General features: G+C 39.6%; 12 protein-coding genes, 1 other RNA gene and 1 pseudogene. 9 read left to right on the plus strand and 5 right to left on the minus strand.

The annotated features are described in order from the left end of the window. Positions 1–2: 2 nt before the first annotated feature. On the minus strand, positions 3–899 hold the full coding sequence (locus H5120_RS11155; RefSeq protein ID WP_024596260.1) for a GGDEF domain-containing protein: 897 nt from the start codon (positions 897–899) through the stop codon (positions 3–5). A gap of 133 nt (positions 900–1032) precedes the next feature. Here H5120_RS11155 and H5120_RS11160 point away from each other — a divergent pair, with 133 nt between their 5' ends. Next, positions 1033–3006, plus strand: coding sequence for a monovalent cation:proton antiporter-2 (CPA2) family protein (locus tag H5120_RS11160; RefSeq protein ID WP_002958293.1), 1974 nt, complete (start codon positions 1033–1035; stop codon positions 3004–3006). Between the two features lie 15 nt (positions 3007–3021). Here H5120_RS11160 and H5120_RS11165 read toward each other — a convergent pair whose 3' ends face one another. Beyond that, the gene (locus tag H5120_RS11165) at positions 3022–4167 is read right to left on the minus strand and encodes a patatin-like phospholipase family protein (protein WP_002958292.1); all 1146 of its coding nucleotides are present in this window, start codon (positions 4165–4167) and stop codon (positions 3022–3024) included. Positions 4168–4406: 239 nt separating this feature from the next. On the opposite strand from H5120_RS11165, the gene H5120_RS11170 reads away from it, so the two are divergent. The 7 genes and pseudogenes from H5120_RS11170 to H5120_RS11195 all read left to right on the plus strand — a co-directional run bounded on the left by H5120_RS11170 (position 4407) and on the right by H5120_RS11195 (position 12303). After that, entirely contained in the window at positions 4407–5282 is an 876-nt protein-coding gene (locus H5120_RS11170) for a DUF3014 domain-containing protein (protein WP_182674390.1), read from the plus strand. Positions 5283–5421: 139 nt separating this feature from the next. Further along, positions 5422–5518, plus strand: an RNA gene (gene ffs / locus H5120_RS11175) — signal recognition particle sRNA small type. 134 nt (positions 5519–5652) lie between these two features. Beyond that, entirely contained in the window at positions 5653–5877 is a 225-nt protein-coding gene (locus tag H5120_RS11180) for a hypothetical protein (protein WP_259397833.1), read from the plus strand. 278 nt (positions 5878–6155) lie between these two features. Then, positions 6156–6494, plus strand: a complete 339-nt coding sequence (locus H5120_RS20225; RefSeq protein ID WP_259397834.1) for a type I-F CRISPR-associated protein Cas7f/Csy3 — start codon at positions 6156–6158, stop codon at positions 6492–6494. Beyond that, a pseudogene (locus H5120_RS20305) lies at positions 6491–6574 on the plus strand (type I-F CRISPR-associated endoribonuclease Cas6/Csy4); the annotation flags it as partial. The gene H5120_RS20225 and the pseudogene H5120_RS20305, both read left to right, overlap by 4 nt. Before the next feature lie 655 nt (positions 6575–7229). Next, a complete protein-coding gene (locus tag H5120_RS20310) occupies positions 7230–8090 on the plus strand; it encodes an RHS repeat-associated core domain-containing protein (protein ID WP_404936371.1) in 861 nt (286 codons plus the stop codon). Positions 8091–9543: 1453 nt separating this feature from the next. Next, the gene (locus H5120_RS11195) at positions 9544–12303 is read left to right on the plus strand and encodes a response regulator (RefSeq protein ID WP_182674392.1); all 2760 of its coding nucleotides are present in this window, start codon (positions 9544–9546) and stop codon (positions 12301–12303) included. Between the two features lie 26 nt (positions 12304–12329). Here H5120_RS11195 and H5120_RS11200 read toward each other — a convergent pair whose 3' ends face one another. Continuing rightward, the gene (locus H5120_RS11200) at positions 12330–13019 is read right to left on the minus strand and encodes a DUF1826 domain-containing protein (RefSeq protein ID WP_154903567.1); all 690 of its coding nucleotides are present in this window, start codon (positions 13017–13019) and stop codon (positions 12330–12332) included. Further along, complete coding sequence (gene zigA / locus H5120_RS11205; protein WP_182674393.1) at positions 13019–14218, minus strand: zinc metallochaperone GTPase ZigA; 1200 nt, start codon at positions 14216–14218, stop codon at positions 13019–13021. Before zigA ends, H5120_RS11200 begins: the two co-directional genes overlap by 1 nt. Positions 14219–14441: 223 nt before the next feature. Between zigA and H5120_RS11210 the strand changes: the two genes are divergently transcribed. Beyond that, positions 14442–16577, plus strand: a complete 2136-nt coding sequence (locus tag H5120_RS11210) for a TonB-dependent siderophore receptor (RefSeq protein ID WP_182674394.1) — start codon at positions 14442–14444, stop codon at positions 16575–16577. 34 nt (positions 16578–16611) lie between these two features. On the opposite strand, the gene H5120_RS11215 is transcribed toward H5120_RS11210, so the two are convergent. After that, positions 16612–17706, minus strand: a complete 1095-nt coding sequence (locus H5120_RS11215) for a mechanosensitive ion channel family protein (RefSeq protein WP_182674395.1) — start codon at positions 17704–17706, stop codon at positions 16612–16614. Between the last annotated feature and the right edge of the window lie 68 nt (positions 17707–17774).

Below are 17774 nucleotides of genomic sequence, written 5' to 3' on the forward strand. Positions count from 1 at the left end.
GGCTAGTATGCTTTTGCGCAGTTTCTACCTGATGCTTTTGCTTTGTATAAACCTTTATCTGCTCGAGCAAATATCTCAGTTTCGCAATCTTGGCTGTTAGCTAAAGTAAAACCAATACTGGTTGTTACTTTGTATTTAGACATTAATGGCGATTTTCTTACTAAGCACATTATCCGCTCAGCAATCACTTTATTAGTTGTAAACTCAGGGTCTTCAATAAGCAAAGCAAACTCATCACCACCAAATCTAAATACCGAATCAGTGCCGCGTATACTACTACACAGTACTTTTGAAAATTCTTTAAGTGTATCGTCACCAATTTTATGGCCGAAGTTGTCATTAACTTGTTTAAAGTTATCTAAATCAAGCAACATTAAACTAAATGGACGTTGATAACGGCGACAGTTTTCAAGCTTTTGAAGTAAAAAGTCATTAAATTGACTACGATTATTTAAACCGGTTAACGCATCCTTTGTGGCAAGCTTTAGTACGCGGCTATACATCATCGCATTACGAAGTGGATAAACCAGCGCAGTATGTAATGTATGTAATTTTTTCTCAATTGCGTGACCAAGCGGGAATTTACTAAAATAAATTAGCTGCCCTAAGTGGTCTTTATTAATCGCTAAATCAAAAATATAGGGTGTACTATTTGTATCACTTTGTGATGTTTGAGCAGTACCTAAAGTTGATTGAAACTGCAATCCAGAAAAATTGAGCAATTGTTTTGCAAATTTAGCGTAAATAGCCAGAACATCCTCGATCACTAAGCTTGTTTGTAGCTCTGCGACGAGTTCATGCGTTTCAGTTATTTCATTTGTAGGTGAGTGTTCAGCCGAAAACGGCAAAAAATCACCGCGACCAGACACACGCTGCGTCAAAATATGGACGTTTTCCATTAAATTCTCCCCCGAGGGTGTTACTTTGCAATAACTAAGCTATTTTTGTGCCATATTTTAAAATTGCATGAAAAACATATGGTTGTTATATTTACTTACAAGCTACTAGTTTAATTTAAACGCGAGGCTGCATTTGCAAAGTATTAATGCTCAAATTTTTGGCTTATTGGTCGCGGCAGTTCTTTTTGTGTGGTTTTTTAAGCGCATTGGCTTGCCGCCTATTTTAGCGTACCTAGCAACGGGGGTTTTAGCCGGTAGTCATGGTATTGGCTGGCTTGCACAATCTCACGAAATAGAGTTTGTAGCTGAACTGGGTATTGTGTTTTTGTTATTTAGTTTAGGGCTAGAATTTTCTATTTCTCGGCTAATGGCAATGCGAAACCTAGTATTTGGTTTGGGCTCATTACAAGTAGGTATAACCAGTTTACTCTTCATTATTATTCTATATTGCTTAAACTTTTCATTACTCACCAGTTTTACCATCGGCACAATTATGGCGCTTTCTTCAACCGCTGTAGTAGTTAAGCTATTAAAAGAAACGGGTGAGCTTAATCAGCGCCGTGGGCAATTGGCCGTTGGTGTTCTACTTTTTCAAGATATTGCTGTCGTTCCTCTATTAATAATACTTCCTTTATTTGCATCAAGTGACTCTCAAAGTATTGGCTGGGCTTTAGCGTTTGCCCTAAGTAAAGGCGCATTTGTATGTGTGCTTCTTTGGGCAATTGGTAAATGGGTATTGCCCATTGTGTTTAAAGAAATAGCGCAAGTACGAACCGATGAGTTATTTGTACTTACCACCATATTAGTCGCGTTGTTTGCAGGCTTTTTAACGTATATGTTTGGCTTGTCTATGGCGCTAGGTGCTTTTTTAGCCGGAATGATGTTAGGTGAGAGTCATTACAGGCATCAGTTAGAGGCCGATATACGCCCATTTCGCGATATTTTAATGGGGCTGTTTTTTGTTACTGTAGGTATGCAACTAGATATTTTATTTGTACTGGGGCATATCGTAATAATTATTGGCGCCTTGCTGGGTTTACTGGTATTAAAAATTGCAGTGGTAGCCTTTAGCGCGCGGCTAATGCATGAGCGAAACCAAGATTCACTCGCCTGTGGCATTATGCTGTGGCAAATGGGGGAGTTTGGCTTTGTACTTATTGCACTTGCTGGCCAGCATCAATTATTAAATTCAGAGCAAGCTTCATTTTTAATTGCCCTTGGTGTGCTTTCAATGGCATTTACCCCATTTTTGATTGATAAAACGCCATTTATTTTAAAGCGTTTAGGCATACTCGATCGCCCAAGTTTGGCGCTCGAGAGTGAGCCACAAAGTAGTACGCTTTATAGCGACCATGTTGTTATTTGTGGTTTTTCACGAGTTGGGCAAACTATAGCGCGTTTTTTAAAGCCCGAAGCAATTGACTATGTTGCGATTGAAAGTAACCCAATTTTAGTACAAGAAGGCAAAGCGGCGGGTGAGCCTGTCATATTTGGCTATGTTAAACAAAAAGATATTTTAAAGTGCGCAGGAGTAGAGCGAGCTCGCTTGGTTATTATTACTTTTACAGAGTTTGATCATGCACAAGTTGTTATTGATGCCATAAAGCAAATAGCACCCAATGTTAAAATACTCATTCGTACTCGTGACGATAGCCAGCTAGATTATTTAAAAGAGCTAGGTGTAACCGAAGTAGTACCTGAGTCGTTAGAGGCAAGCTTAATGCTCGTGTCGCATGTGTTGTCTATGTCGGGCGTACCGATGACGCGTATTGTGCGAAGAGTAAGTAAAGAGCGTCGTAATCGTTATCCGTTAATGCAAAGCTTTTATGCAGGCTATTTTAAAGATAACGAAGATACATCAAGTGACCGGTTAGAGTACTTACATGTAGTTGCTCTGCCTGATAAAGCTTATGCAGTTAATAAAACAATCGAAAATCTAAATTTAGAAAAGCGTCGGGTACTGGTAAAAGCACTGCGCAGAGAAGGGGCCGAAATAGACACTCCATCGGCACAAACAATCTTATTGGCTAATGACGTTTTAGTGTTACAAGGTAAACCAAGGCGTGTTGAGCGGGTAGAGCACTACCTGCTCGACGGAATAGAATAACGTTTCTGTTTGGGCTTAATCTAGTTCTAAAAACTTGCGTATCTCCGGTAATTTTTTCATACCGTCTTCATAGCCAATTTGCATTAAATGCTGGGTGTAGCGTTTTTCAAACAATAGATAACTGGTTAAGCTCGATTGCGAATGTTTTTTAACACCTATGGTACGTAGCAATACTTTAATAGCCCATGGCATATCGTCGTAATACTGCGCTGCAATTGCGTTAAAGTTTTGCGATGGGTTAATTACAAAGGTATCTATTTGTTTAAGTTCTTGATGTTTGTCACGAGCGGGTAATAGCCCTAATGTGCGGTTAACACGAGCCAAACGCTCTAAATCCGATTGCATAGTGTCGGTAAATACACTGTCGAGTAAATGCCCCGCAACAGCAGAGAGTCCAGGATAATGTGGCGAATAACCCGGCGGGTGTAATTCTTTAGGTTGGTCTACCCCAATAATAAATATTTTTTCAGCGCCTAAATGAATCGACGGACTCAGCGGAGAAAGTTGATGTATAGAGCCATCACCAAAGTAATGGTTATAAATATTTACACTTGGAAACACCATAGGAATGGCACTTGATGCCATTAAGTGCTCAACATTAATACGAGTTGCGCGGCCTTCGCGTTTAGCACGTTGCCACGATGTTTGCGTATTAGATTGAAAAAATGCAACCGAGTCACCCGTTGTATAACTTGAGGCTGTAATAGACAGCGCATCTAAATAATTACGGTGTAAATTGCGCTCAATGCGGTGTAAATCTAAAATCTCGTTTAATAAACTACGCAGAGGGCGGTTATTTAGTAAGCTCGCTGGTGGGTGGTTAATATGCTCTGACTGAAAGCTCGTTAAGATATTGCGAGCAATATGACCAAACACGCTTAAAAAGTCACTTTTATAGACCATAGAGGTTGAAAAGTTTTTCCAAACTGATTCGAGCTTTCGTACAGCCAAATGCGCACAAGAAGCGTAACATGCCAATGCAGCAGAGTTAATAGCGCCAGCGGAGGTGCCATTTATTACTCTAAATGGCAATGGAGCAGTACGAGGCATACTATGAGCTAGCGCTTTTAGCACACCGACTTGATAAGCAGCTCGTGCGCCACCACCTGTAAGTAATAAGGCAGTTTTAGGTTTTTGTGGATCAACTTGCTTGATTTTCATATTGGTGGTTAAACTGTTCTACGTCTTTACTTTATTTATTAACTGTAAGTCTTTAAGCTAGAAGAATCAAAGGATAACTGCCCTAATGCTTATTACATTATTTAATCACCCAATTTAGTAGGTAACTTACTTTGCTATAATTGCCGTATTATAAAATGTCATAGTATTTGTGTAAGAATGAATTTAATCCACTTAGCGTACTCTAAGTGATATCGCATTTTAATTTTTATGGAGTTCGTATGTCAGATAAACCAGAAGCATCAGATGTTCAAAAACGTCCACCTAATAACAATATTCTTTTCGCCGTTATTATTTTAATAGTCGTAGCATGTGCGGCCGCCTTCGTATTGCTCACACCAAGTGACGAGCAAGAAACACGCACTGAGGTAGAGCCCGTAGTTAAAGAGCAACCTATGATGGAACTTAAACCCGAGAACGACCCAGTGGTAGACGCGCCATCTGTAATGCCAGAAAAACCAGCCGAGCTTGAAGTACCAGCACAAAGCCCGAGCGAGCCGGAGCCTGAAGTAGAGCCACTACCAACGCTTAACGAAAGTGATGCAGTTGTGGTTGCTAAAATGGATGAGTACCTAAGCGACTCAGTAATGAGCCTAATGGTAACCGACGATGTAATTCGCCGTGGTGTTGTATTTGTAGATAACCTAGCTAAAGGTAAGGTAGCTAAAAAGCACACGCCTGTTGTACAGCCAGAAGAGAAATTTAGCGTTAATGAAGGGGATATCCTCACAATTAACCCTAACAGCTACGAGCGTTATACCCCGTATGTGAAAATATTTACCAGTATGAGTGCAGCGCAAGCCGTTCGCATGTACGAAGAGTACAAGCCACTTATTAATAATGCATACAGTGAAATTGGTTATGGCGATGATGAGTTTAATCAAACGCTAACCGATGCAATCGATTTATTACTTGATACGCCAGAGCCTGAAGGTGACTTGCCGTTACTTCGCGACTCAGTGACGTATCAGTATGCGTTTTCGGAGTGGGAGCAATTACCTGCTGCGCAAAAACAGCTTTTACGTATGGGTCCAGAAAATATGAAAAAAGTAAAAGCAGCACTTCGTAATATAAAAGCGCAGTTAGAGAACAATTAATACGCACTAAAACAGCTAAATACGTCGCGATTGTATATGAAGTATGCAATCGCACTTTCTTTTTAGATTATCCCTTGAATAACAGAGCAAAAGTAGAGATAATCCTTCCCGCGCCAACCAAGGCCCTCAATGGTAGTCTTATTGGTCCTCTCGCAACACTAGCAGGCGAACCTGGTCAGGCCCGGAAGGGAGCAGCCACAGTTTGTGACGTGTGTGCCGAGATGTGGCTGGTAAGACTGCCACCCAAATTCCTCATTTGGGTGTTGTTTGAAGTATAAGTTGACATATTTGTACTAAAAGATTGCATAAACCAGAAGCATAAGATGACATAATTTAGTATTAACCAAATTGTTAAATGGCTCACTCACATTTGCAAAATAAAACACGCCCGTATAAAAACCCTCATAAATTTTCTAGTAAAAAAATAAATCACTTTTTATTCGAAACCTCTTTAGAGTTTGATGCATGTTTCCATTTTGAATTTTCACTATCAATAGCCGCATTTGAAGCACAACCACTAGATTACGAATATGAGTTCAATAACCGTATACGGCTTTACATGCCTGACTTTTTACTTACTCACACAGACAACTGATGAGCAACTGGCTTTGGCGTAACCGCTAATCACCAAATGTTGATATTGAAGTTCTCACAGAAGATTCAGACCCAATTAATACTGAAGCTGCACAAAATTAACGTGGCAGGACAATTGGCAAAATAATCAAATAGCGCTATTGCATTATCAGAAGCCATTTAAAAAGGGCTTAGCAACCCCCAAAATTATTGTTATTTAGATATAACCGCAAAAATTAAAAATGCATTTAGCCAGAGGTTCACCCTAGTCAAAGGTTTGTAGATACTGTTGAATAGGGCATGTCATCTAAACAATTTGCATATACTCAAGTGGGCGATAAAAAAACGGCAAGTTTAAATTCACAAAAAGTAGGGGCGGCTATCCAAACTATCGATGATTGGTACGAGGGAGGCTACAAACCTTTACGCACTCACGAGTATGGCGCAGATAAGCAAATATTAGTTGCACACAGAACACCTAAGACCCATCCAGACTTTTATTCATTACTCCCGCGTATTGCTTTGCATATTAAGCACATGGAAAAGCATGGTTTAGATCAAAGTGAACAATCAAACTCAATTCACTTTATTGCGGCAGTGTTGATTAAAGGTGGCTTGTTCCAAAGGAGTAAAGTTTGAAGCGCTATTATTTTACTATTACTTATTTACCTAAAAATTGTGATGTAAGTCTTCTTGCTGGACGTTGTATCGGCATGTTACCTTTATGACTTAGGCGATAGACGAACTCGGTTAACTCACCCCGGTGGTTTTTATGTCACTTATGCATTTGATGCTACAGGTGCGCTGACTTCAATAAAAGAAAATGGCAGTAACCTGCTTGCAAGTTACACTTATAACCCAAAAGGGCAATTGACGAGTATTTCTAGAGGAAATGGAAAATCTAGCTCTGTGGTTTACGACACAAAAGGACGCGTAAGCCAATTTAATCATACGGGTATCAATAACGCTAATTTCGTTTATAACTACGCAAATCAACTGAAATCGAAAACCGTTAGTAATAATAATTACCAGATTCAAATTCCAACTATTGGTGAGCAAGATTACGCCACGAACGATTTAAACCAATACACCAGTGTTGGTGGTAAAAATTTAACCTATGATAATAACGGCAACATAAAAAGTTATGATGGTTGGCGCTATAACTACAATGCACATAACCGTTTAACGTCTGCGTCTAAGTCAGGTACCAGCTTAGCGCTTGGCTATGATGCGACGGGACGATTAAATTACTCAACACTCAATGGCACTAAAACGACCTTCTTATATGATGCAAACGAACTGGTTGCGGAATACAACAGCAGCGGTAGTCTATTACGTCGCTATGTTCATGGTATAGGCGAAGATGACCCGCTAGTGTGGTACGAAGGTAGTGGCACAGGTAACAAGCGTTATTTACACGCAGATGAGCGCGGCTCAATTATTAGTGAAACGAATGGCTCAGGTTCAATAATAGCAACACATAAATATGGCCCATTCGGTGAGCCGATTAATACCAGCTCATCGCGTTTCCGTTACACTGGGCAAATCTTAATCCCAGGTACTAAGCTTTATCACTACAAAGCACGGGTTTACAATCCGAAGCTCGGCCGCTTTATGCAGACCGACCCCATCGGCTACAAAGACGGCATGAACTGGTATGCCTATGTGGGGAATGATCCAATTAATGCGACGGATCCGACGGGTGAGTGGGGGTTAGTCGGTTTTATTGCAGGAGTCAGTTTAGAGGTTGCAAGACAAGCTATTACAGGTGAGTTAAAGGCAGATTTTAATAGTGTCGCGAAAATTGGAGTTGCAGGTTTAGCTGGTGCTGGTGCTGGTCTTGGTAGAGGTATTGCCTCTTTAACTTCTAGCATTGCGCTAAAGGCTGGGGCTAATGCGTATGGTGGTGCATTAATAGGTACTTCTTCGACGGTAGCGAATAATGCTATTGATGGTAAAGAATTAGACTCGGGAATTTTGAAGGGAGCTGCTCTCGGTGCAATTGGTGCTGTTGCAGGCAGCGTTAGTGGGGATGCTGTTGATGCTGTGGTTGGAGCAGCAAAAGGTACATCATCATTCGCTCAAAAACAAATCTCTTCCCACATCAATTCTACAACTGGTAGCGCCTTGGGAGCTACAGTTAAATCAGAGTCAGTTGGAATAGGTGAAGCTATGGGTAACGTTATTAGTAATTCTGGCGGGGCTGTTGAGTGTGCAGGAAACAAGTCATGTTAAATAGAGTTAAAGAAGCTTTTTTCAAGATTGTATTATTATCCCCTAATGGATTCGCAATCTTAATGGTGTCAATGATAATGGAAGTGGTATATAGGCTTCTAGTTAAGCTTTCTCTTGCTAAAACAGGAATAGAGTTGTTATTAATCTCATTCGGCTTGTTAAGTTACTTTTTGGCTATTATTTTTCGTGTTGTTTCAGATAAATTTAAGCAACGATAGATAAATAGCTGGATTAGCCTTTGAGGTAAGGGATCTTGAAAATTGAAATTTCCAACAACAAGCCTTAACCTTCATTAGCCCGGTCTTGTGCCGGGCTTTTCTTTGCCTGAAGCGATCAGTTTCACCAACAGCTCGATCAGCATTTGCCTGCAGAAGTATTCGGTGTGCGCCAGAAGGGTGCGCAAATTTGTCCAGCGCCGCCACCGAACGCTACCCAAAAATACATAAGTTTAGACACTAACGAAGTCTAAACTAGTTTTTAAATTCAAAGCCCCTCTCGCTGAGATCAGCTTGGGGCTTTGTTTTTCTGGCTAATCTAAGATGACAGTAAAAATGGTTAATGTTTATTCAAATCTGGCATCAGGCGATGGGCTGTTTTATTTCCGGGTTTGAAACTCCTCGAAGGTATATTAACTAAATGGCAGTTATACAGAATCTGTTACAGGCTCAATAAACTCTACCAAATAGTCACTTTATATCATTTTACGCTTCAATTTTATGCCAACTTACACTTCATTTGTGTCGTTGTAGCTCAATGAAATCAAATGTAGCTATGTCAACTTACACTTCAAACAACATTGGGTGTTGTTTGAAGTATAAGTTGACATATTTGTACTAAAAAATTGCATAAACCAGAAGCATAAGATGACATAATTTAGTATTAACCAAATTGTTAAATGGCTCACTCACATTTGCACTTCGGCTTTTTGCCTTTTCCAATAACTTGATAAAGGCTACCACTGACTGTTTTGATTAGCTGGTTCTGAGGTGATATTTCCACTATTCTTGATGTGCTAATATAATCGTTCGTTGCGAATCGGTACGTCATGTCATCGACATAGATATCCCATAAAATTTATCCAATCATTTTCTTCACCATCAAAAATTGAAACTTAACGGTGTTTAAGTCTTAATGAGAAATATCTATTTCTACTAAATTAATCGGAATTTTTTAGCATTAAAAAACTGGCTTTGGTATCAGGAGCTTTTAATTTAAGAACACCAGTCACTTTATGCCATTTTATGATTCAACTCTATGCCAACTTATACTTCAAGCAACATTGGGTGTATATCGCTAACTCCTTAATATTTATATTTTTTCACTAAATTAATCCATAATACCTAATAGTTTCCAGCTCCTTTTCTCGCTAGACAACTTTTAACTTGTACGCAATAATGTAGCAATTATATTAATTTAACACTGCGTGTTAACAAAGTACTCTAGGGTTGAAGTAATGCCTCAAAGAAGTAAGTGGACACTCGCTGTTTTATTAGGGTTGCTAGGGGGTTTAGTTAACCTCTCGCCGTTATATTTTTTCGACAGTTCTGAGTTTTTATTTGGGCAAGTATTTGTATTATGTAGCTTAGTGTTTATTGGGCTGCGTTATGCGTGCTTAAGCCTTGCGATTGTATCTGGCTTTTTACTTTATAGGTGGGGGCATTGCTGGCCGAGTATTGTTTATTTACTCGAGCTTTTTTGGCTTTACACTTTTTGTTTACGCCGCTCTAAACCCATACTCCCTCTTGGTACTGTTTTTTGGCTGTTAGTTGGTTTACCTATAATTTGGGGAATAGGGCAGTTCCTTATTGGTCTGCCATGGTTAACGCTAGTTGTTGCAATATCAAAGTACCTCATAAATGCGTTAATTAGCTTAGCTTTAGTTGATTTATTTAGTGTATTTGTACCCCACGCCAGCCGTGCCTATCAGGGCAGGCCTCTTGCTCGCATTCTTAGCTATGTTGTAAGCGTTATTATTATATTGGTTATACTGCTTACCAGTGTAATTTTAGTGAACGATCACCACTCTCGGTTAGAGTATGAGGTAGACGCCCAACTTGAAGAAAAAGCCAAATATATAAGCACTCAATTAAGTGATTATTTAACGTTTCATAAAAATGCCATTGTAATGAGTAGCGACGCCATAAGCGCGGGCACAGATAGTGAGCAGCAGTTAAAAAGGCTAATGAATCTATTTCCAGGGTTTGCTACAAGCTTGTATGCAAACCCTAGCGGCTACGTCGAAATAACGTCGCCTAATAACCTTATAGCGGGGTTAACTAAGGCGCAGCGTAATGTCGCTGATCGCGAGTACTTTAATCAGGCTAAGCAATATCCTCTCGGTTATAGCGGTGGTGTGTTTCAAGGGCGAGGGCTTGGCAATGAAGCCATTGTTGCGCTGTCGGCACCTATTTATCGTGATGGTGAGTTTTTCGGCGTAGTAGAGGGGTCGTTAAAGCTTGGACGATTAGAGCAGTTTATTCCTAATTTATTTGAAAATACTGGCGAGTTAGTTGTATTGGATGATAAACAAAAAGTGGTTTTTAGCTCGCTTGAGCAGTTTAAAATATTAACCGACTTTAACGAAGATGGTTTTAATGCGCGTAATATGGGCGATAAAAATTTATTTCGTTCCAATAATAACGAGGTTTACCATAGCTCTAAATATGTTAATCCGCAGAGCAAATGGCAAGTAATCACTTTTTATAATCGTAAACATTTGAGTATGGCTGTAGCCAAAGCATGGCTGCCAAGTATCTTGCTAGGCGCTATGCTAATTATTATGGTGGTGCTGTTTGTACGCCAACTTGCAAACTTATTAGTGCAGCCAATTAGTGGTTTAACTAATTTAATGCAAAGCTTTAATAAATCAAAAAAACATACTTTTAATACAGATTCAAGTTGGCAAGAAGTATTGCAACTACAACAGCAGTTTGAAATGCTAGCTACTGCGCTGCAGCATTCAATAGAAAACCTGCAAGCGTCAAATATAAAAAACCAAGACCTAAACAAACAACTCAGTGAGTTTAACCAGCAGCTAGAAAAACAAGTTGCTGAGCAAACTAACAAGCTGAAGCAAGCAGTAGAGCGTGCTAATTTAGCTAATGTGGCTAAATCGCAGTTTTTAGCAAATATGAGTCATGAACTACGCACCCCAATGAACGGTATTTTGGGCATGGGTGAAGTATTGCTGCGCGATAGTTCGTTAACCGACGAGCAAAGAGATCTTTTAGATACGCAACAAAAAAGTGCTCAAAACTTATTAAAAATCTTAAACGATATTTTAGATTTTTCTAAAATTGAGGCTAATGCAATGCAAATTAGCCCGCGCCCAACAAACTTAGCGCCGTTTATCGAAAATATTAAATCGTTGTTTTCACCCATTGTAAGCTCTGACGATGTGCAGTTTATAGTTCAGTGTAGTAACACCTTGCCAGATTGTATTAACGTAGATGATTTACGCTTAAGCCAAGTTATTATTAATTTATTATCTAACGCGTATAAGTTTACTGAGCGCGGGTTTGTGCGTTTATCGTTTGATTACAGTGGCCAGCAATTATTTGTGAGTGTGTCTGATAGCGGCATAGGCATAGAAAAAGATCAGCAATCGTTATTGTTTAGTGAGTTTACTCAAGCTGATGTAGGTGTTGCGCGTAAATATGGCGGTACCGGGCTAGGTTTGGCCATTAGCCAAGGGTTAATTAAAAAAATGCAGGGTGAAATATCTTTAAATAGTGAACCCGGTAAAGGCAGCATGCTCAAGTTTTACATTAATGCGCCTAAAGCTGAGTTTATAGAGCCCACAGCCGCAGTAAAGTCGCAATCAGTACCTGATCTTGGTAGCAAAAAATTACTATTGGTAGAAGACAACCCCATAAACCGCCAAGTAATTGCAAAAATGTTAGAGCCAACTCATATACAACTTACAATGGCTAACGATGGAATTGAAGCGTTAAAAGTGCTTAAGGGTAACACCTTTGACTTAATTTTAATGGATTGCCAAATGCCAAATATGGATGGTTACGAATGTACACAAACAATACGTGCTAACGAAGCAAACACTAAGGCACATGTGCCCATTATTGCAATTACCGCTAATGCCTACGAAGACGATAAACAGCGCTGTTTAAGTGTGGGCATGGACGATTTTGTATCTAAACCTGTAAATACACAAGGTTTGTACGAAGTAATCGCTAGGGTGATAAACGCGTACTAGCTTAGCGTTTATCACCACAACAAATTTTAGATAAAATCGAGCGTAAGTAATAAGCGTTGCTCGTTTGCAGCCACCGCTGGTGAGCGATGTACAAGCCCTGCACCTTCGTTTTCATCCCAGTACTCGCCTTTAAGCAGGGCAACATCACCTTGCTTGAGTTGATTAATATTATTTAGGCTTTTAAATAAGCCAGACTCTTCATCGGGTCTACCTAAATTACCAGTACCTAGCTTTGAGCGGTTTACATCGCTGTGATTTAACCACTGCGTAGCAACACCTTGATAGGTAGTAACTAGCCGGCACGGAATTTTGTCTACATGAAAACGCGGGCACATGGGTTTATCTAATATTTTTAGCCTTAAACCGGCGCGTTTTAAATCAAACAGGCAGCAAAACATTTCAACCAACAGTGCGATATCTTCACACAGCGCTTTAACTTCATCGCGGTTATTATCTTCTGGCTTAAGCGTTTTTATTAATTGATCAAACGCATCATCGGGCGATACCGCAAGCTCTAGTGGCTTTAAAGCATTTGCGCTAATGAGAGTATTAACTGCATTTGTTAATGTTTGCTCAAGGTCTCTTTGCCAAATAACAATGTTAGTGTCTTGGTTATAAATTTGTGGCAATACATCGGCGTCACACTCTTTAGCTGCTTTTCGGTACAGCGGTTCCGCAGGCTTTATTTGCGCAGTTATTGGGGCTAGGGCATTCATTACTCTTCCTCCCAAATAGGAAACGGGTCGTTATAGGTTCTCCAAAAGTCCTTACCCTTAAGTACCGCATCTTCTGGTAGTAGGCAGTCATCAAGCGCTTTAATCATCGCTTGTTTATTTAATGATTGACCAATAAACACAAGCTCTTGGCGCATATCACCAAAGGGTTCTACCCATTTATTATTTATGTCAGCAAGCAGTTCAGGCTCTGTAGGCCAGTCTTTTTGGGGGATGGCTTTAAAAAACATACCAGCAAATCCGTAATGAGCTATACCGCCTGCTTGGCTCCACTGCGCGCAAAATAAAGGGCGTGTTGCTAACCAAAAATAACCTTTTGAGCGAATAAGTTTGCCAAATTGTTCGGTGCTATGAAGAAAGTTATAAAACTTTTCTGGGTCAAATGGGCGGCGCGCAGTGTAATTAAAGCTGCTAATTCCATACTCTTCAGTCTCGGGAATATGTTCACCACGCATTTCTTTAAGCCACCCCGGTGCTTGTTGGGCACGTTCAAAATTAAATAAACCCGTGTTTAGCACTTCGTTAATATTAATATGGCCGTTTGAAATAGGAATAATTTTAGCTTGAGTATTAAGCGTATTTAAAATGGCAGTGAGTTTATTTAATTCATCGTTTTTAATTAAATCAGTTTTACTAATTAAGATTACATCGGCAAATTCAACTTGGTCAACAAGTAGGTCGGCTACGCTTCGCTCGTCGTCTTCTCCTAACGATTCGCCAGTATCTTGTAAATCATTTGCTTGTTCGTAGTCGTTTAAAAAGTTAACGGCATCAACCACCGTTACCATAGTATCAAGGGTGGCAATATCACCCAGTGATACGCCATTTTCATCGGCAAATGTGAAGGTTTCGGCTACAGGTAATGGCTCAGAAATACCGGTTGATTCAATAACGAGGTAATTAAAACGCCCATCTTTGGCAAGTTTGCCCACTTCAACAAGTAAGTCTTCTCGTAGGGTGCAGCAAATACAACCGTTGCTCATTTCAACGAGCTTTTCGTTACTGTGATTGAGCGATACATCGTTTTTAATAGTGGCTGCATCGATATTTATATCGCTCATATCGTTAACTATAACAGCCACTTTTTTACCTTGCCTGTTATTAAGAATATGGCTAAGTACAGTGGTTTTACCAGCCCCCAAAAAACCTGATAACACTGTGACGGGCAGTTTATTTATCATTTAATAATCTTACTAAATTACAATTAAAGGTATGTTATATTATATCAATTTTGTATTCCAGTAATGCTAATTAATTTTTTTAATGCTGAGCTGCAAATTTAGTGTGTTACTCAAAAACTCTTCATTCGAAAAATAAGGATGAATATGAAATTATTTACATTGCACATGTTAATGATAGTCGTTATCATTCGCAACGTTTTATAAACCTCTTCTTTGGATCAATATGTTTAACCAAAAATATTTGGCGCTCAGTATTGCTGCGTCTTTTTCTGCTTTTTCTAATGTGGCATTTGCCGAGCAAAATAACGATATTGAAAAAATAGAAGTAACTGGCCGTGCCCAGCAATTTTACCTAGAAACCGAAAGTAAAATTGGTACTAAAACGGATTTAGATCTTATTAAATTACCGCAATCTGCGCAGGTATTAACCGAGCAACTTATTACTGACCAAGCCGCGCGCGACATTACCGATTTATACCGCTCAATTGCGGGTGTGAGTGAATACAGCTACTCAGGTGTAACTTTTCGTGGTTTTAGAGATGACGCCAATGTATTTTATGATGGTGTGCGTGGCGACCCATATTCGGGCTTTGGTGTACCGCAGTTATTTAATGTTGAACGTGTTGAAGTATTAAAAGGGCCTGCCTCTGCTTTGTATGGCGGTGGCGAACCTGGTGGGATGATTAATTACGTAACCAAAAAGCCAAGCTACACACAAAAACGCGAACTAAAGCTTACTTTGGGTAACTACAACACCCGTGGTGCATCACTTGATATGACCGACGGTTTAAGCGATACAATGGCTTATAGATTGGGTGGTTACTATGAAGAGCAAGACAGCTTTCGTAACAATGCAGACTCAAAAAACACCGAGCTGACAGGCGGATTGTTATTTGATTTAACAGATTCAACAACCTTAACCACAAGTGTTGACTACATTAAACAAGACCTAGGCGGAAACCGCTTACGTGGCGTACCGGTAGATGACAACGGTAACTTTTTAGTTGACCCAAGTTATAACGCGAATGAGTCGTTTGATTATCAAAATATGGAAGCTTTGGTGCTTCAAGCAGAACTTAGCCATTATTTTAATGATGATTTTTCGTTAAGTACTACGTTTCGTTACATGGATAACGAGCGAGACCAAGCCTACCATGAGTCGCAAAGCTGGGTAGATGTAAACGGTGATGGCGTTGCCAATATTGACGATGAAACGATTAAGCGTGAATACCGTAAGCAATTTCGTGCCAATAAAGAGGCAAGTGTAACCACCGACTTTGTTTATAACTTTGGACAAGGACAATTAACCCATCAGTTTTTATTTGGTGGTGATTACCACACCGTTGATACCGAATATGACTACTTTCGCGCCCGATATGAGGCCGATGGCGTCGCTAATTTAAATATTTTTAATTTAAACTACGGTGAAACCGATCCAAGTACTTATAACCTTACCGACATGAACCGCGATGGCGTAGATACCGATCGATTTGGTGTATACGCGCAAGACGTAATTAGCATAGGCGAGCAGTGGACAATAATTGCAGGTTTGCGCTATGACCATTTTAAAGAGTTTAATCAAGAAACAGGTTTTAGTTACTCAGATAACGATATAACGCCGCGCGTTGCTGTTACTTATCAGCCAGTAGAAAACACATCGGTATATATTAATTACTCAGAGAGCTTTAACCCTACATCATCAGCCGACCAAGAAGATGTAGAAGGCGAAGGTAATTTAGAACCAGAAACCGGTAAGCAAACCGAGCTGGGTATGAAAAACCAATGGCTCGATGGCAAAATAATGAGCACCTTTGCAATTTACCAAATTAATAAAGAAAACGTGGTAATGAGCAACCCTGACGATACGGGAGCGGGGGATGGCATTGCTGCACTTTTAAATATAGGTGAAGTAGAAAGCCGAGGATTTGAAACAACTTTAGTCGGTGATTTATCAGCGCACTGGACCGTAACGGCTAACTACGCTTACAACGATACGCAAGTGGTAGACGGCGTAACGGGTGATACGCTTTCAAATACATTTGGAGATGGTTCGCGCTTTGCTAATGCACCACGCCACCAGGCAGGTTTATGGACTCGCTACGCTATTGATTCAATTGACTCATCAATTGCCTTTGGTGCAAATTACGTAAGTGAGCAACTGAGTACCAGTGGCCAAAAAGTAAAACCATTTACTGTATTTGATATGAGCTGGACGAGTCGCTTTGACGACGTATTGCTGAGTGTAAATATTAATAATCTGTTTGATAAAGAATACGCGGTAAGTGGATTTAGTGAGCGAAACGGCCACTTTCCTGGCAGCCCTCGTGAAATTATTGGGCAAATAACTTACAAGTTTTAATACTTATTAGCGCGAGAGTTACTCGCGCTTTTTTTTAAGTGTCGCCTTGCACCTTTTTATCACTATTAAATTTAGCGGTTTCTTGAGTAGTGTTAATAGCCGTAATAGGGAAGGGGATTACAATACCTTCTTTTTTATAGCGTTTATGCAGGGCTTTTATAAAAGCAGATTTTACCCAAAAGCGATTAAAGTATTCTTTAGCTCTAAGCATCACCGTAAAGTTAATGCTTGATCTATCAAAGGTATGAAAAACCACAAAGGTATTGTAATCATCAACACCCCATTCGTGTGAAATAAGTATTTCATGAGCCACTTCAAGTGTTACTTGTTCAACAAATTCTAAATCTGAATCGTAATGCACACTTATATCAACAGGCACGCTTAGCTCTTTTTCAGGGTAAAAGTAATTAATAATACGCGATTTAGATAATTGGCTATTAGGTATAATAATCATATTGTTAGGTAGCATTTTAACCCATGTAGATCGCCAGCCTATATGATCAACAAAGCCTTGCTCCTTAGATTCAAGCTCAATAAAATCACCCACCCTTATAGGTTTATCTATTACTAGCTGCACGCCAGAAAAAAAGTTTTCGAGGGTAGGTTGCAAAGCAAGAGCAACAGCCAGTGATGTAATACCTAACGAGGCAATAATGGGCGTAATAGAAATACCTAACGTGCCCATTAATACCAGTAATCCCACTGACGATAATGTAACGCGTATCACGCCTTTAATTATGCTTTTTGAATTAAAAACCACGGCAGATTGTTTACCATAGTAATTAATAGTGCCAATAATAAAGCGGTCTAAAAACATAATAAGTGCAAGCAGCGCTAATACAATATTAATGCTATTAAAAGGGATCTGTTGAGAAATAGAAGTACTAATAATGAAAGTGTCGTGCTCTAAAATGGTGAGTAGCACAATAATTGTGCACAGTGTTAGCGGCTTAGATATTGACTCTATTAGTAAAGTATCGAATATAAATTTGGTTTTTGAAGTCCATTTTTTTAGCCAGTACATTACAAAAAAACGAATTAAAAACAGTAGTATAGCTATAAGTAAAAGGGAGGACGCTGCGCCTAACCAAGGTGTGTTGTTAGAAAATTCCAGCGCTTTATTTAGCATAACTTAAACCTGTTCAATATAGTTTTATATATATTGCAGCAAGTTATGTACCTTTGTTTGGGTAAAAG

It is taken from the genome of Pseudoalteromonas sp. SR43-2 (assembly GCF_014163885.1).
Classification (GTDB): domain Bacteria; phylum Pseudomonadota; class Gammaproteobacteria; order Enterobacterales; family Alteromonadaceae; genus Pseudoalteromonas; species Pseudoalteromonas distincta.